The sequence below is a fragment of the Lujinxingia vulgaris genome (assembly GCF_007997015.1).
GTDB lineage: Bacteria > Myxococcota_A > Bradymonadia > Bradymonadales > Bradymonadaceae > Lujinxingia > Lujinxingia vulgaris.
This window is the reverse complement of record NZ_VOSM01000007.1, coordinates 212,173-234,913: the sequence shown is the minus strand read 5'-3', so window position 1 is coordinate 234,913 and position 22,741 is coordinate 212,173. Positions and strand designations below refer to the sequence as shown.

Sequence of the window (22,741 nt, the reverse complement as noted above, 5' to 3'; positions counted from 1 at the left end):
CCGGTGGAACCTGCCCGGCGATCGCCGCGAGGTTGGCCGCTGAACCAACCGCGCTCAGTCCTCGAAACTTCCCCGACGCCCCTCGCCACGGGCGAAGCGGGCCGCGCCCCGCTCTGCTTCAGATCTAATCGCGGGCTGGCCGAGCTCAAACTCCCGGGCCAGGGCCCGGGGCTCATCCAGACCCCATTGCTCGAGCATGGAGCGGCGGTCGGAGCGCAGGCAGGTCTGGGGAAAGGCGGCGATCTGCTCCGCCCAACGCACCGCCTCAGCGAGCGCCTCACCGGGGGCGGTGAGGCGGTTGACCAGGCCCCAGTGATGGGCCTCCCCGGCGTCGAGGGGCCGACCTGTGAGGATCATCTCCATCGCCCGACTCTGCCCGATAAGCCGCGGCAGGCGCAGGGTACCGCCGTCGATGAGCGGCACGCCAAAGCGCCGGCAAAACACCCCGAAGATGGCAGTGCGGGCGGCCACCCGAAGGTCGCACCAGATGGCAAGCTCCAGCCCACCGGCCACAGCATACCCTTCCACAGCGGCGATCACGGGTTTTGAGAGCATCATGCGGGTAGGGCCCATCGGCCCGGGTCCATCGGGCTCAAGGCGGTTTCCCCGGCCTTCGGCAAAGGCTTTTAAGTCGGCGCCGGCGCAAAACGTGTCGCCGGCGCCGGTGAGCACGGCCACGTGCAGATCATCGCGGCGCTCGAAGGTCTCAAAGGCCTCCACCAGCTGCGCGGCGGTGGGGCGGTCGACGGCGTTTCGGCTGGCGGGGCGGTCGATGGTCACCACCCAGACCGGGCCGCGCTGCTCGACGCGAACTGTCGGTGCTGGAGAGGGCTCGGCGCCCGAAGAGGAGGAGCTCAAAAAACCCCTCCGCGGACGCGAGCCACCATCTTTGCAGCCAACTCGGTGGCGTAGATCATCGATCCGGCGTCGGCCACCCCCTTCCCGGCGATGTCGTAGGCGGTGCCGTGATCCACGGAAGTTCGGATGATGGGAAGCCCCAGGGTGATGTTCGCGGACTCCCCAAAGTGCAGCAATTTCAAGGGGATAAGCCCCTGATCATGGTACATGCAGATCACGGCATCATAAGGCATTCCCTCGCCGCGGAACTTCGCAAAGAGGGTGTCCGCAGGCCAGGGACCGCTGATCTCGGCGTCGGAGAACTCCCGGTCCAGATCGGCGACGGCCTGGTCGATCCACAGGAGTTCCTCATCGCCCATATGGCCGCGTTCGCCGGCGTGGGGGTTTAAACCACACACCGCCAGGCGCGGCCGCGCCACGCCAAAACGCTCCTTGAGCCCGGCCAGCGTCACCGCGCAGATCTCCCGAAGCAGGGGAGCGCTGAGGCGCTGGCTGACCTCCGAGAGCGCCACGTGCGTGGTCACCAGCGCCACCTTGAGGCGCTCTCCACCGAGCATCATCACCACCCGATCCTGACCATAATGGGCCTGCAAGACCTCGGTATGGCCGACCACGGGCATCTCGGCCAGCTCGAAGAGGGCTTTGTTCCAGGGGGCGGTCACAATCGCGTCGGCCCGGCCCTGGTCGACGTCTTCCATCGCACGCTGCAGCGCGCGCCACTGCACCAGCGCCGCGCGTCGGTCGAGCCTTCCCACCGGGCGTTTTGAAAAATCGAGCTCCGGCCCCACCTCCACCACCTCGATCGCCCCGGTGTACCCGAGCGCCCGGGCCTCCTGGCGCATCACCTCGTTGCTGCCGTAGACCACCGCCTCAATGGGGCTTTGCGTGGCGTCGAGGTGCGCCAGGGTCTTGACGATCACCTCCGGCCCGATGCCGGCGGCGTCCCCCATGGTCAGCGCCAGGCGCACAGGTGTTGCGGGGCTATCAGTAGCGGACATCGACATAGGCTTTGGCGCGAAGGGTCTGAAGGTAGGCTTCGATCTGGCGGTTCATCTCCTGCTCCTGAAGCTCGGCGCGGATGCGGGCGCGCTGCTCGGCGGCGGCCCGGGCGACGCGCTCCTCACTCTCGACCACTTCAATGATGTGGTAACCGAAAGGCGTGCGCACAGGCTCCGAGAGCTGGCCGGGCTCCATGGAGAACGCGGCCTGTTCAAAGGTGGATTCGAGCTGGCCGCGGCGAAACTCACCGAGCATCCCGCCCTGATCTTTGCCCGGGCCTTCGCTGTGCTGGCGGGCAACCTCCGCGAAGTCGGCGCCCTGCTCGACCATCGCCCGGAGCTCGGAGGCGCGCTGACGCGCGGCTTCCTCGGCGGTCTCACCCTCCCCGTCGACTTCTACGAGGATGTGGCGCACGCGAATGAAGCGCTCTTTGCCCGAGGACCCGTGACGACGGCGGTAGATCGAGTCGATCTCGGAGTCTGCCACCGTGGCGCTGCGACCGCTTAAGCTGACCATGCGCATGCGCAAAAGGTTGTCGCGCACGACCTCTTTGTAGGTCTCAAAGTCGATGCCGTACTGGGCCACCATCTGCATGAACTGCTGCTCGTCGAGCCCCTGCTGCTGGCGCAGAGTCCGCATCCAGTCGTTGACCTCCTCATCGCTGATCGACTCCCCGACCTCGGCGGCGGCCTGGTTGATCAACAGGCGATTCACCAGATCGTCGAGCACCTCCTGCAGCACCTCCTCGCGGCGCTCCGGGTTGTCGAGCACCCGCGCGCTGCGCCCCTGCTGCACGAGGTAGGTGCGCGCCTCTTTTTCGAGCTCATAGAGCGTGACGATCTCATCGTTCACCTGGGCCACCACCCGATCGATGATCGCGGCCTGGGCCGTCACGGGCACAGCCGCGCTGATGACGCCGGCGCCGGCAAAGGCCAGCACAGCCAGCAGAAAGGTTCGCAGCAGGGTGAATCGACTCATAACGCATGCTCTCAATGGGTATCTTTAAACGTCAATCATGGCGCGCGGACGGCTCAGTCGCCCGCGCCCTGGTCGCGCACCGGAAGGCGCGGAAGGTCGCGCAGGCGAGTGGGGAGCTCGGGCTGGGGGGGGGTGACAGTAGCGAGTACATCTTCATCGATCTCGATGGTGGCCTCGGCCATCAAGCGCTCCACAAGCTCGGTGCGAAGTCGGCGTCTTTTCTCTTCGAGCACGCGGGTGCGCAGCTCGCGCTCCACCTCGCTCAACGCGGGCTGGCGAGCGGGTTCTTCCTCGGCCACAAACGCCACCACCCAGCCTCGCTCATCTTCATAGGGCGTTGAGGCCTGGCCGACCGGTGTCTCAAACATCGTCTCGGCGCCGGCCACCGGCTGGCCAGCCTCCACCCAGCCGCGCGCCCCGCTGCGGTCGCCCGTTTTGCGATCGAAGGAGTACTGCCCGGCGAGCTCCGCAAAGGCGTTGAGCGCCTCTTGCGTGGTGGGGTAGGCCTCTTCGACAAAGCGGCGGCGCAGGCGCTCAGCCTCCTCGCGGGTCTGGGCCACAAGCTCGTAGACCATGCGGCGCGCGGGCCGCGCAAAGTCGGCGCGGTGCGCGTCGTAATAGGCCTGCAGCTCCTCGTCACCAACGGCCGCCCCGCCCTCCTCACGCAGCTGTTCAGCGAGCATCAGGCGCACCATCACCTCACGCATGGCGTGGCGCACCTGCGGGCTCTCTCCGAGGCCGGCCTCTTCGGCGGCGTCGGCCATCACCTCGAACTGCACCACGCTCTTCAAAAAGTCTTCGCGCTGCTCCGGCGACTGCAGCCGAGCGCGGGCGTGGGGAGCCAGGCTCTCGATGCGCCGCTCAAACTCCGCGCGGGTGATGGCCTCACCGTTGACCCGGGCGACCACCTGATCCTGGCCCGGGGCGCCGTCTTCAGCGCGCTCCTGGCGCGGCGCATCGCCTTCGGCCGAAGGCTTTTGAGGCGCACACGCCACGAGAAGCGCCCCGCCAACCATCATCCCCACCATCGTTTTCTTCGCGTTCATCATCTTCATGGGCACACCCTACAACGCCAGCAGTTGATTGAGAACGCTGCGCGCGGTGCGCATCAGCTGGGCAGACTCATCGACCTTGAGCTTGTAGATTAGTTTCATCTCGGCGGTCAGGCGCCAGCGCCCGCCACTTGCGTTCACAAGATCGAGGACCGCCGCCGGATTCAGCGGCGTGCGCGGGTCGAGCTCCATGGCAATGGCGCTCATCCCGGCGTCGAGACGCGCGGCGCCCAGACGGCGAAGATCGATCTTCACGCTGATGAGATCGCGCAGGTTTCGTACCGAGCTCGGCGGCTCGCCAAAACGATCGACGAGCTCCTCAAAGATCATCGCCAGCTCATCGCCCGAGCGCGCCAGCGAGAAGCGCTTGTAGAACATCAGGCGCAGGCTTGTGGCCGGGATGTAGGTGTCGGGGATGTAGGCCTCGACCGGGATGTTGACCTCCGGTTCGAGCTCATCTTCGAGCTCCTGGCCGCGGATGTCGGCGATGGCCTCCTCCAGAAGCTCGGTGTAGAGGTCCAGGCCGACGGCCACCACATGCCCGGACTGATCGTCGGAGAGCAGGTTGCCCGCCCCGCGGATCTCCAGGTCGTAGCTCGCCACGTGGAACCCGCTGCCAAGGTCGGTGTAGGTCTGAATGACCTCCAGGCGTTTCTGCGCATCATCGGGCAGCGTACGCCTCGCCGGCACCAGCAGGTAGGCGTACGCGCGCTGGCTTCCACGACCCACGCGCCCCCGCAGCTGATAGAGCTGGGAGAGCCCGAACATGTCGGCGCGGTTGACGATGATTGTGTTGGCGTTGGGGATATCCAGCCCGCTCTCCACGATGCTCGTACACAAGAGCACGTTAATCTCGCCGCGAATGTAGGCGTACATCACCTCTTCGAGCTTACCCTCGGCCATCTGACCGTGGCCGATGCCGATGCGCGCCTCCGGCACAATCTCGCGCAGATGGCGCGCCATCTCCTCGATCGTCTGAACGCGGTTATGCACAAAGAAGACCTGCCCGCCGCGGCCCAGCTCGCGCATGATCGCCTCGCGCACCACCGAGTCGCTGAACTTGGCCACGTGCGTGCGCACCGAGAGGCGGTTATGCGGCGGGGTGGCGATGATCGAGAGGTCGCGAATCCCCAGCATGCTCATCTGCAAGGTGCGCGGGATCGGCGTGGCCGAGAGCGTGAGCACGTCGATGTTGGCGCGCATCTTCTTGATCTTCTCTTTATGCGCCACGCCAAAGCGCTGCTCCTCATCGACGACCAGAAGCCCCAGCTCCTTAAACTCCACATCTTTGGAGAGGATGCGGTGGGTGCCGATGAGCACGTCGATCTTGCCGGAGGCGGTATCGGCCAGGATCTCTTTGATCTCTTTGGAGGATCGGAAGCGGTTGATGGCCGCCACCCGCGCCCCGAACGCCTTGACGCGCTTCTCAAACGAGATCGCATGCTGCTCGCTCAAGAGCGTGGTGGGCACGAGCACGGCGACCTGCTTGCCGTCCATCACCGCCTTCATCGCCGCGCGGATGCCCACCTCGGTCTTACCAAAGCCCACGTCGCCGCAGATGAGCCGGTCCATCGGCCGCGACTTCGACATGTCGCTGAGCACCTCGTGGATGGCGCGGGCCTGGTCGGGGGTCTCATCGAAGGGAAAGGCCTGCTCGAACTCCTCATAAAAGGCGTCGGGCGGGCTGAACTTGATGCCTTTGGTCAGCTCGCGTTTGGCGTAAAGCGCCAGAAGATCGCCGGCCAGCTCGCGGATGTTCTCTTTGACCTTCTCTTTGGTGCGATCCCAGCGGGTGCCCCCGAGCTTATCGAGCGCGATGTTGTCGCCACCGCCGATGTACTTCTGCACGCGCCCCAGGCGGTAGACCGGCAGGTAGAGCTTGTCGCCGCCGGCGTACTCGATGTGCAGAAAATCGTTGCCGATCCCCTCCACATCCAGGTGGGCGATGCCCCGGTAGCGGCCGATCCCGAAGTCGACGTGCACCACCAGGTCGCCGTCGTTGAGATCTTTGAAGTGGGTGATGGCAGCGTGTTCGGTGATCGACTTTTGCTGGTGGGTGACCACGCGTTGGCCGAAGAGCTCCACCCCCGACACGAGCGCCACGCCCAGCAGCTCCGAGCGAAAGCCCGCGCTGAGCTCGCCAGCATAAACCTCAAGCACATCGGCCGGAGGCGGCACCGGCTCGCTGATGTCGATGGGCGCGCTGAGCACCATCGCGTCCTGGCCGTAGCTATTTAAAAGCTCCACCAGACGCTCGGCCTGGGCGCCGGTGCGGCACGCAAAACAGATGCGCCCGTAGCGCTCCTTCCACCCGTTGAGCTTCTCGCTGAGCGCCTTGACCGTCTGCTCCACGCCCTGGAAGTGCTTGCGCAGCGCGATGATGTCGTTGTTCTCGCGCACCCGAAACTCCAGGTGCTCTTCGGGCACAGGCCAGCCCCGCTCCTGCACATCTTCGATCATCGCTACGCGCCGCCACTCCACCGGCTTGCGCCCCCCCAGCCACTGGCCAAGGGCATCGGGGCGGCGGTAGTAAGCCCCGACCTCAAAGACGTAATCCTCTTCGGCGCGGGAGGCCTCAAACTCGCCAAGGCGCTTCTCCCAGAGCGTGCGCGCCTTCGCCATAAAGGCCGAGGGCTCCAGCACCACGACCACGGCTTCGGCGGGCAGGTAGTCGAGAAGATCGCCCATCTCCTCATACAGCGCCGGCAGCAAAGCCTCCATGCCAACCACATGCAGCCCGGCCTGAAGATCGGCGATGAGATCGCGAAGATCGCTCGACGGCCTCCCCATCTCGGCGCTGAGCGCGCGCAACTTCGCGATCGCGCGGCCCACCCCCTCTTTATCGAGGATGGCCTCGCGCACCGGGAAGATGTCGCAGTGGCCGCGCTCCTCCAGGCTGCGCTGGGTCTCTTTATGGAACTGGCGGATCTCGGCGATCTCATCGCCCCAGCGCTCCACGCGCACCGGGTGCTCTTCGTGCGGGGAGAAGATGTCGACGATGTCGCCGCGCACCGCGAAGGTGCCCGCGTCCTCGACCACCGGAACCTCCGAGTAGCCCAGGTGCGCCATCACCTCGCGCAGCCGCTCGTTATCCAGCGCATCTTCGATGGTGAGGCGGTGGGTGTGCTGCGAGAAGGTCGCTGGCGCGAGGGTGCGCCGCATCGCCGCGCCCACCGACGCCACGGTGTAGCGCGGGGGCTTCTGTCCTCGAAGCGCGTGCAGCGCCGCCAGGCGCGCCATCGTGACGCGCCGGTCGGCCGTGGCCTGGTAAAAAGGCCCCACATCATAGGAGGGGAAATGGACTACCGCCTCATCAAAGCGATCATCCTCCGGTGAGAGCCCCTCCACCTGGCCAACATCATCGCCGGCCCCGCAGAAGAGGCGAAGATCGGTGGCCAGGCGCTCGGCCTGGTTCTCCTCGGCGGTGAGCACCACCACCGGTCGCCCCACCTTAAAAGAGAGGTGAGAGAGCACCGCCGACATCAGGGCGCCGGCGCCCGCCTGCACCTCCACCGGATGGTTTGCACCCACCAGCTCCGAGAGTCGATCCACCGGGTAGCGCTCCTCGCGCTGCGGCCGCGCCTCCTCCTGCTGCCCCTCTTCTATCGCCACTGCAAACTCGTCGGACACCTTCACCCTCGCTTTGTATCGATCATCACACGCAGCTCACCCTTTACCGGCGCATGAAGCCCGGCGGGTGTAGTCTGCGCGCCTCGCTGCTGTCAAACAGGCCGACCGGCGATGAGATTTCGCCCCGGCCTCACTCTGGCCCACTCCTTGCACCTTCATCAGGGGCAGTGTGGCAGTCCGCGCTCTGTCTTCGATCTCCGGCCTCAATCGCAGGCCAGCTTGACCCGGGCTCGCCACATACGTAACGTCTTGAACGTCCCCGCACTCCGCACCATCGCAAAAAGCTGCCGGCAGGTGGGCTTTGAGGGTGCGATGCACTGACCGGATCACCGACTTGAGGATCCCATGAACGCGATGACTCACATCAAAGGTAGGCTGGTTGATGCCCTGGCGCGTCTTCATCACGAAGAGAGCGGCGTGGCGTACACCGAGTACCTGATCATCTTCTCGCTGATCTCGATTGGCGCGACCATCGCGTTGATCTCGACGGCGGTCTACGTCAAAGCCTACCGCGACTTCCTCGTGTGGTGGCTGGCCCACCCTGCGGTCTGAGGTCGTGGGGACTCGATCCCGAGGATCGTGCCAGCTTGGCACACTTCGGGCTCAAAGTTGCACCGAATCACCTTGTTTCACTTTTTTTCAACACCTGGCACACTCGTTGCTGTAATATTCACCCGAAGCGCCCAAACAGCGCGTCGAGTGAATCTTCACAAACCGGCCTGTCGATAAGCAGGCCAAATCCCTGGGAGGCACCCCCGATGGAAAACGTCAAGAACCTGTTCATCTCGCTGCACAACGACGAAGACGGCGCCACCGCCACCGAGTACATCATCCTGCTCGTGCTCATCGCCTGCTTCGTGATCATGATCGTGAAGGCCTTCGGTGGCACGGTCGCTAAGAAGTTCCAGGAAGCGAACACCGACGTGCAGACCAACGTCGACTTCTCCAGCCGCCCGACCGGCTGATCGACGCCTGATCGCGACCTGAAGCACTTCGGTGCTTCGGGCAGAGAGCCCGCCATCTACCAGTGGCGGGCTCTCGTCGTTTTAGCGTTGCGCCGACGGGTGGATGTGCACGGCCCGGCCGGTGGTCCGGGCGCTTCATCGCCCCTTTATGGCGTGTTAAGGTCTCAGACTTCGAGCCCCGCTGGTTTTGCCCGACGCTCACCGGCCAGGCTCGTGTGCAAGTCCCCCCCCGCTTCAACGGCCGCCCCGCCGGGCGCCGCTCCCGCATGAGGTTGTTATGGTCGTCGTGTTCACGCTGACGATATTTTTGAGCGCGCTCTTGCTCTTCGGGGTCCAGCCGATGGCCGGCAAGATGCTGCTGCCCTTTCTCGGCGGCACCCCCGGGGTGTGGAACACCTGCATGATGTTTTTTCAGGCGGTGCTGCTCCTGGGTTATCTGTGGGCCCACGGCATCTCCCGGCTGCGCGCGCTCCCGCAGCTTTTGCTGCAGCTGGGGCTGCTCGGCGCGGCGGTGGTCGCCCTGCCGCTGAGCATGAACCGCATGGACTTCTCCAGCGAGTGGCTGGTGCATCAACCCGTGCTCTGGCTTGTAGCCGCGCTGGGGCTGGGGGTGGGGCTTCCCTTTATGGCGCTCTCCACCTCCTCGCCACTCTTGCAGGCCTGGTTTGCGCGCCAGGATCACCCCCGCGCCCACGACCCCTACTTCCTCTACGCGGCCAGTAACGCCGGCAGCCTGCTGGCACTGCTGGCCTTCCCCTTCATTGTTGAGCCCCTCTTCGGCGTGCGCGAGCAGGCCTTTGGGTGGAGCGCAGCCTTTGTGATGCTGGCCATCCTGCTCGCCATCTGCGGGATCATGACCCTGAAGGCCTCGCCGGACTACCGGGGCAAATCACCATCGGCGCTCCCCGCCGACGCCGAGCTGGACGCCCCCGCGCCCACCTCGCGTCAGAAAGGCCTGTGGATCCTCTATGCCTTTGTTCCGTCGAGCCTGATGCTCGGCGTGACCACCTACATCACCACCGACGTGGCCGCCTTTCCGCTGCTCTGGGTGATCCCGCTGGCGATCTTCATCGCCTCGTTCATCGTGGTCTTCTCCTCCATCAAGCTCAACCTGCCGCTGCTGGGGCGAGTGATGAGCTTGTTGGGAACGGCGCTTTTGATCGGTTGGATGATGGGGGCGACCAACCCCGCCTGGCTGCTCCTGCCGCTGCACGTGGTCTTCTTTGCCCTGGTCACCCTGGTGCTGCACGGACGTCTGGCGGCCAGCCGCCCCTCGGCCAGATACCTGACCGGCTTTTACCTCTACATGTCCATCGGCGGTCTGCTCGGCGGGGTCTTCAATACCCTGCTCGCCCCGCTGCTCTTTACCAACATCTGGGAGTACCCCCTGGTGTTGATTCTGGCCTGCGCGCTGCGACCGCAGTCAGCAGCCGACCTGGCCGATCCGGACCGCCCCTGGAAGCGCGCCGCGCCCTTTGTGGCCACCGCGCTGATGCTGGGGAGCGTGTGGCTGCTCAAGCGCAGTGAGATCGCCCACGCCGATGTCTTTAGCTTCGTGCTCCTGGCCGTCCCGGCGGTCATCGCCTACAGCCAGGTGGAGCGGCCGGCCCGCTTCGGACTTGGACTTCTGGGCATCTTCGTGGCCGCCTCACTGGTCAGCGTGGAATACGACACGGTCTTCAAGAAGCGCACCTTCTACGGCGTCGTCGAGATCCTGAAGTCCGATACGGAGTACCGCATGATCCACGGCGGAACCTTCCACGGCCACGCCCTGATCGAAGATGAAGGCTGCACTCCCCAGAACTATTACGATCTGCGCGGACCGATGGGCAGCCTCTTTGAGATCTACCGCAGCCACGTCACCCCTCGCCGCCTGGCGGTGATCGGGCTGGGGCTGGGCTCGCACGCCTGCTACGCCGAGCCCGAAGACTCGCTGACCTTCTATGAGCTCGACCCGGTCGTGATCGAGGCGGCGAAAGGCTTTGGCAACGTCGCCCGCTCGCCATCCGCCGAGCTGAGCTATGTCGCCGGTGATGCTCGCATTCAGCTCCAGCAACGCGACGCCGGCAACCCTTACGGGATGCTCATCATCGATGCGTTCAGCTCCGACGCTATCCCCATTCACCTGCTGACCGTGGAGGCCTTTGAGCTCTACCTCTCGCGCATTGGCGAGGATGGGATGATCGCGGTCCATATCTCCAACCGTTACTTCGATCTTATCCCGGTGCTGCGCGGGCTGGCCGACGCCCATAATCTGGAGCTGCGGGTTGTCGACGATGTTCATTTAAGCGATCAGGAGATCGCCGAGGGGCGCGTCGCCTCCACCTGGGGCGTGCTCACCCGCGACGCAAAGAAAACAGAAGCACTTGAAGCCCTCGATCCCCGCTGGCAGCCCTTTACCGGACCGGGGGTCACCTGGACGGATAACCACGCGGCGGTCAACGGTCTTTGGATCTTCTGATCTCCCTAAAAGCCCCCGGTGGCGGTGTCAGCAGTGACCATGGTGCGCCATTCTGTCACGATCTTCGCTGCCCGCCCCGACGTACGAGGTGCCGGCGTTAAGGTGCCGGCACAGCCCTTCGTCGCTCCCTGCAGAGGCCTCCTCAATGCAACCCTTTACCGAACTTCCCCTCTGGTCCCAGCTCCTGGTGATGGTGCCGCTGGTGGTCATCTGCCTGATCTCGGCGGTCACCGACTTTCGTGAGCGCAAGGTTTACAACACCTTCACCTACCCGGGCGTGATCATCGGGCTTGTGGCCCACACTCTGGCCTTTGGCTGGTCGGGGCTGGGCTCGGGGCTGCTGGCGGCGCTGACGGTGCTGGTGGTGGGGATTCTGATCTTGCCCTTTCGCTGGCTGGGCGGCGGCGACATCAAGCTGTTGGCGATGATCGGGGCCTTTGTGGGCTTCTCCGGGCTCTACGTGGTCTTTTTCTACGCCACCCTTGTGGGGCTTGCGATGGGCATTATCCTCTCGGTCGCCAACGGCTACATCACCGAGCTCATCAAACGTCTGTGGCTGGTGATGCGGGCGATGTTCTTCAGCATCACCTCGCGCACCAACCTGGGCGTGAAGATGGAGACCGATGAGCGCGCCTACCTGCCCTTTGCCATCCCGATCTTCTTCGGGGTGCTCCTGGCGCTGACCGACGCGTACGCCGGCTGGCCGCTGTGGCTCGACGGACTTCGACTGTGGATGAGTGACTCGCTTCTATGAGCTCCAATCAACACGCAATCGTCATCGGTGGAGGGGTTGCCGGGCTGGGTGCGGCCTGGCGTCTGGTGCAGGAGGGCTGGGAGGTCGATGTCTTCGACCGCCACACCCCGGGCTTTGGTGCGTCGACGCGCGCAGCCGGCATGCTGGCGCCGGCGGCTGAGGCTCATTTCGAAGAAGAGCTGCAGCTGGGCCTGGGTCAGGCAAGCCTTGCGCTCTACCCGGACTTTGTGCGGGAGCTTCAGGAGGAGAGCGGCGTTGATGTCGATTACCGCAGCCGCGGCACCCTGGTGGTGGGCATTGACCGCGACGACGCCGAAGCCCTGGCCCATATGCACCGCTACCACCGCAAACTGGAGCTGCCCGTAGAACAGCTCACAGGCGATCAGGCGCGCGAGATCGAGCCGGGCCTCTCCCCCACCATCACCATGGGGCTCTTTTGCCCCTCCGATCACCAGGTGCATCCTCAGCGGCTGATGGAGGCCCTGGCCGGGGCATTTAAGGCCCGCGACGGCCGTCTGCACACCCACACCGGGGTTCGCGCAGTCCGCCTCGACGACGCGGGCGGGCGGGTGCGCGGCGTGACCCTCGACGATGGCAGCCACATCGACGCTGCCAACGTGCTCGTGGCCAACGGCGCCTGGGCCCGCAAACTCGAGGGCATCCCCCGCGGCATCCTCCCCCACATCCGGGCGGTCCGCGGCCAGGTCTTGGTGGTGGGGCTCGGAGACCCACCTCTGTGCCAACATGTCATCCGCGCCCCCGACGCCTACCTCGTCCCGCGCACAGGCGATCAGGCCGGCGGCGAGCTTGTGATCGGGGCGACGAGCGAGGAGCGGGGCTTTGATAACCGGCTGACCGCCGGCGGCGTCTTCGAACTTCTGCGCGGCGCCTGGGAGACCCTCCCGGGCATCTACGATGCCCCCATCCTCGACCAGTGGGTGGGCTTTCGGCCCGTCTCCCTGGCCAACCTCCCGGCGCTCGGTCCCACCTCCATCGAGGGCCTCTTCACCTCGCTGGGCCACGGCCGAAACGGCATTCTGCTGGCCCCTTTGAGCGCCGATGCGCTCAGCGCGATGATGCGCGGTGAAGATCCGCACCCGGCGGTGCGTCAACTTCTACGGCGCGGGTAAGCTGCGCCGGAGCATCGCGCGCGGTTGCCGCCGGGCCGGCCTTTCGGGTATCACTTCCCGCGGCCCACACTTGCCCTCTGCGGCCCCCATTTTTTGCGCATTTATCTGGATCTCTGGCTCTCCGGGAGCACACGCATGACGCATCAACGTGCCATAGTTTTGATCGCCATTTTGCTCACGCTTGCGCCGGCGGCCACCGCCACCGCCCAGCAGTCCGACCCGCTGCCGGAGACCTTCTCCGGCGTGCGCCCGACCGGCATGGGCAACGCGCTCACGCCCGTCGCTGCCGGCGTCGACAGCCTCTACCATAACCCGGCCGGGCTGGCCCGCGGTGAGATGTACATCCTCGACGGGGCCTTTACCTACACCCCCCAGGGCGGGCTCTTAAGCGCGGGCATCGCCGACAGCAAGACCAACCCCCAGATCGCCGCCGGGGTGGCCTACTCCTACTACTTCGGCTCCGAAGATCACGCCGACCTCTCCGGTCACGATGTGCGCTTTGCCGCGGCGGTGCCCGTGATCCCCGAGCGCATCTCGATTGGTGTGGGCGGGCGCTACATGCACTTCAGCGACGCCTCCCTCCCCGAGATCCCCGACGATGAAGACAGCCAGGTGCTCTTTAAGGGCCTCAGCGTCGATGTGGGGGCGATGTTCCGCGTCGGCGAGCTTGTGCACCTGGGGGTGACCGGCCAGAACCTCATCGATCCCTGCCGCGACAACGCGCGCTGCCGCGGCTCGGTGCCCACCCGCATCGGCGGGGGCTTTGGCCTGGGCACGGTCACCAGCTTTCAGTTCACCGGCCAGGCCATGGTGGACATCACCTCGGCCGACGACCCGGTCTTCGACTTCGGGGTGGGCCTGGAGTACCTGGCGGCCAACGCCATCCCGCTGCGCGTGGGCTTTGAGCGCCGCGGCTTTTTTGACCGCAACCTGATCACCGCCGGGTTCGGCTGGCGCTCGCAGGCCGCCGGGCTCGACATCTCCTACCGCCACGACCTCAACCAGAGCTCGAAGTTCGGGTATGTGGCCGGCGGTTTTTCCGTCTATTTTTAAGGGCATCGCGCGACCATCGGGCGAAGGGGGGTTGGGGAAAACTTTTGATCGACGCCCGCCCCTGCCTGCTCTACCCTCCAGAAATTCCACCTGTTGTAGCCGTAGGTCGCCCACCCTTTTTGTTTGCGGTGTAAGGCGGCCGCCTCCATCCGCGTCAGATCGCTGCGCACAGGCAGCGTTGTGCCCGTCGAGATGTGTCCGGGCTGTCGCGGTGCCTAGATTTCTAGTTTGATCGTCGTCAGGGTCGTCGTGGCCTGCCGACATCGCGGCGTCGAATAGAAGCGTCGGCCGCGGTGTTTTGTCTGCGAGATCTTTGAAACGTCGATCCTCACCGGCGCATCTGTGCAGGTGAGTTCGCATTTGGGTCCGCCCCGGGCCTTCGATACACCCGGGACCGGACAACTTCCGTCAGGGGGTATCGACTTTATGACTACCCAACATCCCAAACCCAACGCATCGACCACCTCGAAAGTTGAAGTGCTCGTCGACAAGGGCAAGCACAGCAGCGTCAAGCTCAAGGGCACCGATCAGGAGATGGGGCTCGACGCCGGCTCGCTCAACGACGCCTCCGAGCTTTTTGGCGACTTGAGCCTGCCGATGATGCGCGGCTCCAACCTCAACCTGCCGGCCAGCGCCGACCCGCTGACCGCGTATCTGGCGCGCCTCAACTACATCGAACCTCTGCCCGCCGATGAACAGCAGGAGCTGGCCGAGCGCTACGTCAACGAAAACGACCGCAACGCCGGCAAGATGCTCATCCTCACCAACCTGCGCCTGGTGGTGAAGCTGGCCCGCGAGTACCAGCGCCGCTGGACCAACCTCCTCGACCTGATCCAGGAGGGTAACGTGGGTCTGGCCGAGGCGGTGACCCGCTACGATCCGTACCGCGGCGTGAAGTTCACAAGCTACGCCCAGTACTGGATCCGGGCGATGATCCTCAACTACCTGATGAATCATCTGCACCCGGTCAAAATTGGTAGCTCCCGCGCCGGACGTAAGCTTTTTTATAACCTCAAAAAAGCGCGCCGCGAGCTGATGCGTCAGGGACACCCCAACCCCACCCCGGCGCTGATCGCCGACTACCTCGATGTCGATGAGAGCGAGGTGGTGCGTGTCGCCGCCCAGCTCGACGCCCCGCCGGTCTACCTCGACGCGCAGGCGCCCGGCCATGAGAAGACCACCGTCGGCGAGCTGATGCACTCGGAGACCGCCGACCCCGAGGAGCTGGTCACCGATTACGACCTGGCCACTCGCCTGCGCGAGGCCATCAACGCCTTTGGCGAAAACCTCGACGATGAGCGCGAGATGACCATCTGGTTTGATCGCATGATCGCCGAGGAGCCCCGCAGCCTGGTCGACCTCGGTGAGTACTGGGGCGTCTCCAAAGAACGCATCCGCCAGGTGGAGGTGCAGATCCGCGACGATTTTCGGCGCTTTCTGCTCGACCGCCTGGGCGATGAGGTCAAGCTCGACTTCCTCGACCAGCTGGGTTGATGCGCGACCCCGGCCACACCGCAGCAAAAGACCTGGCGAAAAGATCAAAAAAGCCGCCCCGAAATTCGGGGCGGCTTTTTTGATCTTCAAGCGATGCGGGTCGAGCGATGCTGCAACGCCGGAGGCTCAGACCTCTTCGAGCTTCGCGCCTTCGCGGCGCTCCCGCATCACGTCGCGGATCATCTCGATGACCATAAAGGCCACGCCCACGCAGATCAGCGCGTCGGCGATGTTAAAGGTCGGCCAGCGGTGCGCGTCGGTGTACTTCCAGACGATAAAGTCGATGACGTAACCAAAACGCGCGCGGTCGATGAAGTTGCCCAGCGCGCCGCTGGCGATGAGCGCCAGAGCCCAGAGCAGCAGGCGTTGGTCGTTTTGCACCCCGCGCAAAAGCCCCAGGATGATGAACACCGCCAGCAGGCTCACCGCCAGAAAGAAGGGCTTACGAAAGGAGCTGTCTTTGTCGGCAAAAATGCCAAAGGCCGCACCCGGGTTGCGGGTGTACTGGTAATCCCAGTAGCCCTCGATGACCGTGACCTCGCGGTTGGTCACCTCGATGACCTGCCCGGCCTCAAGCTCGCTCTCGGGATGAAGTTGCTGGCCATCCTCGGTGCGCGTGTAGAGCTGGGCGATGGTCTTGACTTCTTCGGGGGTGTTCGCCTCGAAGGTCTCGGTGAGGTAGGCCTCCACCGTCGTGCCCTCGGCCTGCTCGGGCACCTCCAGCACGATGGGATGCGAGAAGAAGCCCGGGCGCTCGGTGGCAAGCCAGGTCTCGGCGTACCACTTCGACCACTGGTCGAGCGCCACGCCGAGCACGACGATCAGCGCAAAGAGGCCGTATTTCATAAGCGACGCGTTCTTCATCCTTCGATCACCTCAAGCACGCTGGCGCAGCGCGGGCAGACCTCATCGTCGCTGCCGGCCTCGATCCAGAAGTTCCAGCAGCGGGGGCATTTCTGCCCGGAAGCCGGAACCACGCCGACGTCCACGATCTTTCCATCGGCCGGGGTGGCCTCGTTGACCTCCACCGCACTGGCGATGAAGAAGGCCGGCAGGCTCTGCTCGTAGCTGCGGAGCAGGCTCAGCGTGGAGCCGGAGGCTCCGAGGGTCAGGTGCGCCTCCTGGCTGCTGCCGATCTGCCCTTCCTTACGCTCGCCCTTACGCGCGCGCTTGGCCTCCATGGCCTTCTGGGCCTCCTGACGCACTTCCAGAAGTTGCTCCCAGCGCTCACCGAGCTCGGCATCTTTCCAGGCCGCGGTGTGGGTGGGGAAGCCGGCCAAAAAGACACTCTTCTCGGCGTCTTCGCCGTGGGGAAGATGCTCCCAGGCCTCTTCGCAGGTAAATGAGAGGATGGGCGCAACCGCGCGCACCAGCGCGTCGATCACCAGCCAGTAGGCGGTCTGACCACTGAGGCGCTCACGCGAGCCCGGCGCCTCGCAGTACATGCGGTCTTTGGTCACGTCCATATAGACGTTGGACAGGTCCACAGTCACCAGCTGCACCAGCGTGTGGTAGATGGTGTGGAACTGGTAGCCGCGGTAGGCCTCTTCGATGCGCTCGATCGCCTCAGCGGTGCGGTGAAGCACCCAGCGGTCGATCTCTTCGAGCTCATTGAGCGGCAACGCCTGAGAGGGGTCGAAGCCCTCCAGCCCGCCGAGCAAGAAGCGGAAGGTGTTGCGAACCTTGCGGTAAGCGTCGGAGATGCGCTTGAGGATCTCGGTGGAGAGGGTGATGTCGCCGCGGTAATCGACCGCTGCGACCCACATCCTCAAGATCTCGGCGCCGTACTGATCGAGCATGCGCTGGGGCGGCTCGAAGTTCTTGCTGGACTTGGAGTACTTGCGCCCGTCTTCGTCGGTAACAAAACCGTGGGTCAAACAAGTGCTGTATGGCGAGTGGCCCCGCGAGATGATGCCGGCCAGAAGACTCGACTGGAACCAGCCGCGATGCTGGTCGCTGCCTTCGAGGTAAAGGTCGGCGCGGGTGCCCACGCCCATCTTGCGGTCGAGCACCGCCGACCAGGACACGCCGGAGTCGAACCACACATCGAGGATGTCTTCTTCTTTGCGGAAGTCATCGCCGCCGCACGCGGGGCAAACGGTGCCTTCGGGCACGAGCTCTTTTGCGTCGCGCTCAAACCACACGTCGGCGCCGTGGTCTTCGACCAGATCGGCCACGTGATCGGCGATCTCACGGGTGGCCAGCGCCTCATTGCAGTGGCGGCAGTACATCACGGTGATGGGCACACCCCAGCTGCGCTGGCGGCTGATGCACCAGTCCGGGCGGCCCGAGACCATGCCGTGGATGCGGTCGCGGCCCCAGCCGGGCACCCAGTTGACCTTCTCGATCTCTTCGAGCGCCGATTTACGCAGCTCAAAGCCTTCGTCGAGGCCGGCACCCTCGGGCTCCATCGCCACAAACCACTGCTCGGTGGCGCGGAAGATCACGGGCTTCTTGCTGCGCCAGCCGTGCGGGTAGCGGTCGATGGTGACCTTATCGCCCGGCTTATTGAGCAGGAGCCCCATGTCGGCCAACTTCTGCTGGATGACGGGGTTGGCCTTAAAGACCTGGGTGCCGGCGAACTCTTCGACGTCCGGCCCGCGGAACTTGCCGTAATCATCCACCGGGCAGACGATCCCGAGGTTGAAGTGACGCCCGAGCTCGAAGTCTTCCTGACCGTGGCCGGGGGCGGTGTGCACGCAACCGGTGCCCTGCTCCAGGGTGACATAATCGGCGGGAAGGAGCACCGAGTCGCGCTCCATCCAGGGGTGGCGCGCCTTAAGTCCTTTGCCCTCGCCAAGCTCCCCGACCAGCTCACGGCCCTCAAAGCTCGTGAGCACCTCGTGCTCCTCGATGCGGCAGGCTTTAAGCACCTCATCGCGAAGGCCCTCGGCCATCACGTAGGCCTCATCGCCCACGGCCACAAGCTGGTAGGTGAGCTCCGGGTTGAGCGCGATGGCCAGGTTGGCCGGAAGGGTCCAGGGCGTGGTCGTCCAGATCACCACGAAGGTCTTTTTGTCGCCCGCAGCCTCACCGAGCTCGCCGGGAAGCGCGCTGATCGGGAACTTCACGTAGACGTGCTCGGTGGTAAACGCGTCGTACTCCACCTCGGCCTCGGCCAGCGCAGTCTGCGCGGCCCAGTCCCAGTGCACCGGCTTAAAGCCGCGGTAGACGATGCCTTTTTCGAAGAAACGACCCAGCTCACGCACCGTGGTCGCCTCATAGTCGTAGGACATCGTCAGGTAGGGATCATCCCACTGACCAAAGCCCATCACGCGGCGGAACTCCTCGCGCTGGATGTCCACAAAACGCTGCGCGTACTCGCGGCAGGCTTTGCGGATCTCGACCTTGCTCATCTCTCGCTTTTTCTTGCCGAGCTCTTTGTCGACCTGATGCTCAATCGGCAGGCCGTGGCAATCCCAGCCCGGCACGTACTCACAGAGCTCACCGGCCATGTTGCGGAACTTCACCACAAAGTCTTTGAGCGTCTTGTTGAGAATATGCCCGTGGTGGAGGCTGCCGTTGGCGTAGGGGGGGCCGTCATGAAGGATAAAACGCGGCCAGCCCTGGGCCTTTCCGCGCTCCACCCACGCCTCATAAATGCCCTCATCGCGCCACCAGGCCACGCGCTCTTCTTCGCGCTGGGCCAGGTTGGCCCGCATCGGAAAGTCGGTCGAAGGGAGGTTGAGGGTATCTTTGTAGTCCTTGCCCACAGCGGCACTCCTTAGCAGTACAATAGGTTGGAAAACGACCACCTGAATCGCGCTCTTCTAACACAGCCCCCGCCCCGAATAAAGCAGGCCCTCGGCGAGTAATCGGGCATTTTCGGCCACTTATTCGGGCTCAGTTCTGACGCGCACAACCAGGGGTCGACCGCGGCCGATGCGACGCGCGTTATGATGAAGCAGCCCGTTGAGATACTGGCGAGCGTGGATGGTCGCATCTTCCCAGCTCAAGCCCCGGGCGCGGTAGCAGGCGATAGCGCTGGCGAGCTGGCAGCCGGTGCCCCGCACATCGTCTTCCACGCGCGAAAGTGGCTCAAAGTTGCGCTCGCCAGTGGCGTCGGCAAGCACATCGACAACGCCCTCGCCGGCGCCCGGTGGAAGATGCCCGCCCTTGACCAAAACCCGCGCCCAGCCGGCCCGGTGAAGTTCGCAGGCCAGCGCGGCTGCGTCGGAACCGGGGTCATCGAGCCCCAGAATCTGTGCGGCTTCCGGGACGTTGGGGGTGAGCAGATCGATGCGCTCGCGCACACGCTCCAGCCCCTCAAACCACCCGTCGGCGTGCAGGGCGCTGCGGCCATCACCGCTGGCGAGCACCGGGTCGAGCACCACCGCAACCCGGCGGTCGACCTCCTCTAAGAAGTCGGCCAGCACCTCAAAACTTCCCAGCCCGGGAACCATGCCAATTTTGATCGCCTGAAGATCAAAATCCTCAGCGATAGCGTCGAGTTGGGCGCGCAGCGTGCTCACGCTCACCGTCTCAAAGCTGCGCACGCCCCGGGTGTTCTGGCATACGAGCGCGGTGATGACGCTTAAGCCGTGGCACCCGAGGTCGCGCATCACCTGCAGGTCGACCTGAATGCCCGCGCCACCGCTGGGGTCGGTGCCGGCGATGGTCAGCACCAGGGGCACAGCTGCCGGCGCCGTGTTCGCAACATTCATCGGACTCACTCCCCTGCTCCCGAGCGTGCACGGGCCGCAACATCCTCGGGAAGACGCAACACCGAGGCGGCGCGGGTGAGCATCGCCTCATCGACGCCCAGCGCGCGGAAGATCTCCAGGTTGCGCTGCAGGGGGTTCTCCAGCGCGTGCAGCTCGCGGGCGCGCGCCCACCCGATCTGGCCGGCGAAGACCCAGGGGTTGGCCGGCACCGGAAAGTCACTTCCCATGATCACCCGGCTGCGCGCGGTGGCATCGCCCAGAACTTTGTGGATGTAGGGAAAACGCGAAAGCGATGCCATCGCCGAGATGTCGCCGTAGAGGTTGGGGAAGTCGTCGAGCATCTGGCGCCACTGATCGTAATCCTCGCGGAAGGGGTGCACCACGCCGCTACCGGCGCAATGCGCTGCGATCACGCGCGTGCCGCACTCCAGGGGAAGGCGCAGCCGCTCGGGCTTTCCCCAGGCCTGGTTCACCGGCGGGATCGTGTGCTCAAAGGAGGTGTGGGTGAGCAGTGGGATGTTCAGCGCCGCCATCTTTTCGAAGAACCCGCGGTAGCTGTCGCGGCAAAGATCGATGTCCTGGGAGTTGGGCAAAAGTTTAATCGCCACCGCCCCGCGCTCGGCCACCCGCTCGAGCTCATCGATGGCGTCGCGGCGCTGCGGGTTGACCGACGCAATCGGCAGCAACTGCTCGGAGCGCTCGCAGACCTCAAAAAGATAGTCGTTGGAGATATAGACGCGGGTGCGCTCATGATCGTAGTGGCCGGCCTCATCGTAGATGGCGTCGAAGGCCAGCAGGCCGGCCGCGTCAAGCTCGCTCTCCTCGACCCAGCGGGTGACCTGGGCGGCGTAGGCCCGGTCGAGCTCCTCGCGGGAGACGCCGGCCAAACCCAGCGCACGGCTCAGCCAGGCAAAGGCCCAGCCGCCGGAGAGTCTGGGGCTTACGTAGCAGCCATTCTGGGGGTTGATCCCCATCAGATGAACATGGGCGTCGATGATCATAAGCGTCTCAAAAAGGGGCCAGGGCCGCGCCGGGCGGCAACCTCGGCGAAGGTTGCACGATTGCGCAGCAGCGGCAATTTGTGTTTTTTTGGGGGCGTTCGCCCCCTGCCCTGCCCTGACGTAAAGGTGGTTTCGCGATGTTGATCCTACACCCCCGCATCTACCTCGATCATCGCGGCGCGCATACCGACGCGCTGCTCATCGAAGGTCAACACGTGGTCGCCATCGGCGATGAAGCGCGCCAGCGGGCCGGTCGGAGCGCGGAGGTGGTGCGGCCCGAAGCGGCGTGTGTGATGCCCGCGCTGGGCGATGCGCACATTCACCTCTGGGGCGCCGGGCTGCGCGCACACACCATCGATCTTCGGGGTATGAGCGCGCCCCAGATCCTCGACGAGCTTCGCGTGGCCGCTCCGCGCCAGGACGGCTGGATCGTGGGCACGAACTGGAACGAGAACAACTTTGCCGATGATCACCCGCTTAACCTGGCGCTCCTCGATCAGCTCTTTCCCAACCAGCCCGTATGCCTGCACCGCGTCGACGCGCACGCCCTCTGGGTCAACTCCGAAGCGCTGCGTCGCGCGGGCCTCGATGAGCGTGTGCACGACTTAAGCGGCGGGCTGGCCGAGCGAGGGCCCGACGGGCGGCTCACCGGCGTGCTCATCGACCACGCCATGGAGCCGGTGCTGCGCGCGCTGCCCCCGGCCGACGCCGCAGAAGATCGCCTCATCTTTACCCATACCGCCAACACCTTGTTGAGCCACGGGGTGAGTTTTTCATCGATGGCGTTCACCTCGATGGAGCGCCTGGAGCTTGTCGATGAGCTCATCGCCGATGGCGAACTTCCCTCCCGCGTCGACTTCTGGATGGACGGCACCTCCCCCGATCTCGACCGCCTCTTAGAGCGCGGCCCCCGCGCCGCGAACGCCGCAGGCCACCGGGTGGGCACCATCAAGTTCTTTGCCGACGGCGCGCTGGGCTCGGCCGGGGCCTGGCTTCTGGAACCCTACCGCACCGGCGGTCAGGGACTTCAGACCCAACCTGTAGGCTACCTCAAAGAGCGCATCCCCGAGCTGATGGCTGCGGGCTGGCAGGTGGCCGTGCACGCCATCGGCGATGCGGCCGCGCGCAACGTGCTCGACGCCTTTGAGGCCGCGCCCCCCGAGCTCCGGGCGAAACTTCGCCCCCGGCTCGAACACGCCCAGATCGTTCACCCCGACGACCGCCCCCGCTTCGCTGAGCTCGGCGTCATCGCCAGCATCCAGCCCATTCACCTGCGCAGCGATGTGCCCTGGGCGCCTCGCCGACTCTTCGATCCCCAGCTCGAGCGCCTCTTCCCCTGGCGCGATCTTCTCCCGGCCACACTTGCCGCCGGCAGCGACTACCCCATCGACGATCCCAACCCCTGGCATGGCATCGCCACCGCGATGACGCGCCAGGGTTACGACGACACACCCTTTAGCCCCGAGCACGCCCTGACCCGTCAGGAGGCCATCTCCGCCTACACCTACGGTGCCGCCTACGCCTCGCACCGCGAACACCAGCTCGGCGCGCTGCACCCGGGCTACCTGGCCGACGTCATCGCCCTCTCCGCCGATCCTTTTGTCGACTCGCCAGAAGCCATCTGGGAGATCGAGGTGCTCTGGTCACGCCTTCCGGGCCGCTGAAGCTTAACTTCTGTAACGCCACTCGCTATGGTGGTCCC

17 protein-coding genes are annotated in these 22,741 nt (G+C 65.1%); 8 read left to right on the top strand and 9 right to left on the bottom strand.

Annotated elements, in window-relative coordinates:
• Window positions 1-54: 54 nt before the first annotated feature.
• The 5 genes from FRC98_RS14895 to mfd are packed head-to-tail and all read right to left on the bottom strand — an operon-like array spanning window position 55 to window position 7,517.
• Window positions 55-858, bottom strand: coding sequence for a crotonase/enoyl-CoA hydratase family protein (locus tag FRC98_RS14895; RefSeq protein ID WP_146982232.1), 804 nt, complete (start codon window positions 856-858; stop codon window positions 55-57).
• Complete coding sequence (pdxA, locus tag FRC98_RS14890; protein ID WP_230467646.1) at window positions 855-1,856, bottom strand: 4-hydroxythreonine-4-phosphate dehydrogenase PdxA; 1,002 nt, start codon at window positions 1,854-1,856, stop codon at window positions 855-857. The genes FRC98_RS14895 and pdxA overlap by 4 nt, the downstream gene beginning before the upstream one ends.
• A complete protein-coding gene (locus FRC98_RS14885) occupies window positions 1,843-2,835 on the bottom strand; it encodes a peptidylprolyl isomerase (RefSeq protein ID WP_146982230.1) in 993 nt (330 codons plus the stop codon). The genes pdxA and FRC98_RS14885 overlap by 14 nt, the downstream gene beginning before the upstream one ends.
• 53 nt (window positions 2,836-2,888) lie before the next feature.
• On the bottom strand, window positions 2,889-3,890 hold the full coding sequence (locus FRC98_RS14880) for a peptidylprolyl isomerase (RefSeq protein WP_146982229.1): 1,002 nt from the start codon (window positions 3,888-3,890) through the stop codon (window positions 2,889-2,891).
• Window positions 3,891-3,899: 9 nt separating this feature from the next.
• A complete protein-coding gene (gene mfd, locus FRC98_RS14875) occupies window positions 3,900-7,517 on the bottom strand; it encodes a transcription-repair coupling factor (RefSeq protein ID WP_146982228.1) in 3,618 nt (1,205 codons plus the stop codon).
• Window positions 7,518-7,862: 345 nt separating this feature from the next.
• On the opposite strand from mfd, the gene FRC98_RS14870 reads away from it, so the two are divergent.
• The 7 genes from FRC98_RS14870 to FRC98_RS14840 all read left to right on the top strand — a co-directional run bounded on the left by FRC98_RS14870 (window position 7,863) and on the right by FRC98_RS14840 (window position 15,374).
• Entirely contained in the window at window positions 7,863-8,069 is a 207-nt protein-coding gene (locus FRC98_RS14870) for a hypothetical protein (protein WP_115604949.1), read from the top strand.
• Window positions 8,070-8,275: 206 nt separating this feature from the next.
• Window positions 8,276-8,482, top strand: coding sequence for a Flp family type IVb pilin (locus tag FRC98_RS14865; protein ID WP_146982227.1), 207 nt, complete (start codon window positions 8,276-8,278; stop codon window positions 8,480-8,482).
• A 277-nt stretch (window positions 8,483-8,759) separates the two neighbouring features.
• Complete coding sequence (locus tag FRC98_RS14860) at window positions 8,760-10,943, top strand: hypothetical protein (protein ID WP_146982226.1); 2,184 nt, start codon at window positions 8,760-8,762, stop codon at window positions 10,941-10,943.
• A gap of 145 nt (window positions 10,944-11,088) precedes the next feature.
• Complete coding sequence (locus tag FRC98_RS14855) at window positions 11,089-11,697, top strand: A24 family peptidase (protein WP_146982225.1); 609 nt, start codon at window positions 11,089-11,091, stop codon at window positions 11,695-11,697.
• Complete coding sequence (gene thiO / locus FRC98_RS14850; RefSeq protein ID WP_146982224.1) at window positions 11,694-12,827, top strand: glycine oxidase ThiO; 1,134 nt, start codon at window positions 11,694-11,696, stop codon at window positions 12,825-12,827. Before FRC98_RS14855 ends, thiO begins: the two co-directional genes overlap by 4 nt.
• A gap of 135 nt (window positions 12,828-12,962) precedes the next feature.
• Window positions 12,963-13,880 (top strand): PorV/PorQ family protein, encoded by a 918-nt coding sequence (locus FRC98_RS14845; protein WP_146982223.1) that lies wholly within the window; start codon window positions 12,963-12,965, stop codon window positions 13,878-13,880.
• A gap of 426 nt (window positions 13,881-14,306) precedes the next feature.
• Window positions 14,307-15,374 (top strand): sigma-70 family RNA polymerase sigma factor, encoded by a 1,068-nt coding sequence (locus FRC98_RS14840; RefSeq protein ID WP_146982222.1) that lies wholly within the window; start codon window positions 14,307-14,309, stop codon window positions 15,372-15,374.
• A gap of 126 nt (window positions 15,375-15,500) precedes the next feature.
• Here the strand turns inward: FRC98_RS14840 and lspA are convergent, their stop codons facing one another.
• The 4 genes from lspA to FRC98_RS14820 all read right to left on the bottom strand — a co-directional run bounded on the left by lspA (window position 15,501) and on the right by FRC98_RS14820 (window position 21,039).
• Window positions 15,501-16,238, bottom strand: coding sequence for a signal peptidase II (lspA, locus tag FRC98_RS14835; protein ID WP_146982221.1), 738 nt, complete (start codon window positions 16,236-16,238; stop codon window positions 15,501-15,503).
• Window positions 16,235-19,087, bottom strand: a complete 2,853-nt coding sequence (ileS, locus tag FRC98_RS14830) for an isoleucine--tRNA ligase (RefSeq protein WP_146982220.1) — start codon at window positions 19,085-19,087, stop codon at window positions 16,235-16,237. Before ileS ends, lspA begins: the two co-directional genes overlap by 4 nt.
• A gap of 120 nt (window positions 19,088-19,207) precedes the next feature.
• Entirely contained in the window at window positions 19,208-20,038 is an 831-nt protein-coding gene (locus tag FRC98_RS14825; RefSeq protein ID WP_146982219.1) for a hydroxymethylpyrimidine/phosphomethylpyrimidine kinase, read from the bottom strand.
• Between the two features lie 5 nt (window positions 20,039-20,043).
• The gene (locus FRC98_RS14820; RefSeq protein WP_146982218.1) at window positions 20,044-21,039 is read right to left on the bottom strand and encodes an amidohydrolase family protein; all 996 of its coding nucleotides are present in this window, start codon (window positions 21,037-21,039) and stop codon (window positions 20,044-20,046) included.
• A gap of 137 nt (window positions 21,040-21,176) precedes the next feature.
• Between FRC98_RS14820 and FRC98_RS14815 the strand changes: the two genes are divergently transcribed.
• Window positions 21,177-22,703, top strand: a complete 1,527-nt coding sequence (locus FRC98_RS14815; protein ID WP_146982217.1) for an amidohydrolase — start codon at window positions 21,177-21,179, stop codon at window positions 22,701-22,703.
• Window positions 22,704-22,741: the final 38 nt, after the last annotated feature.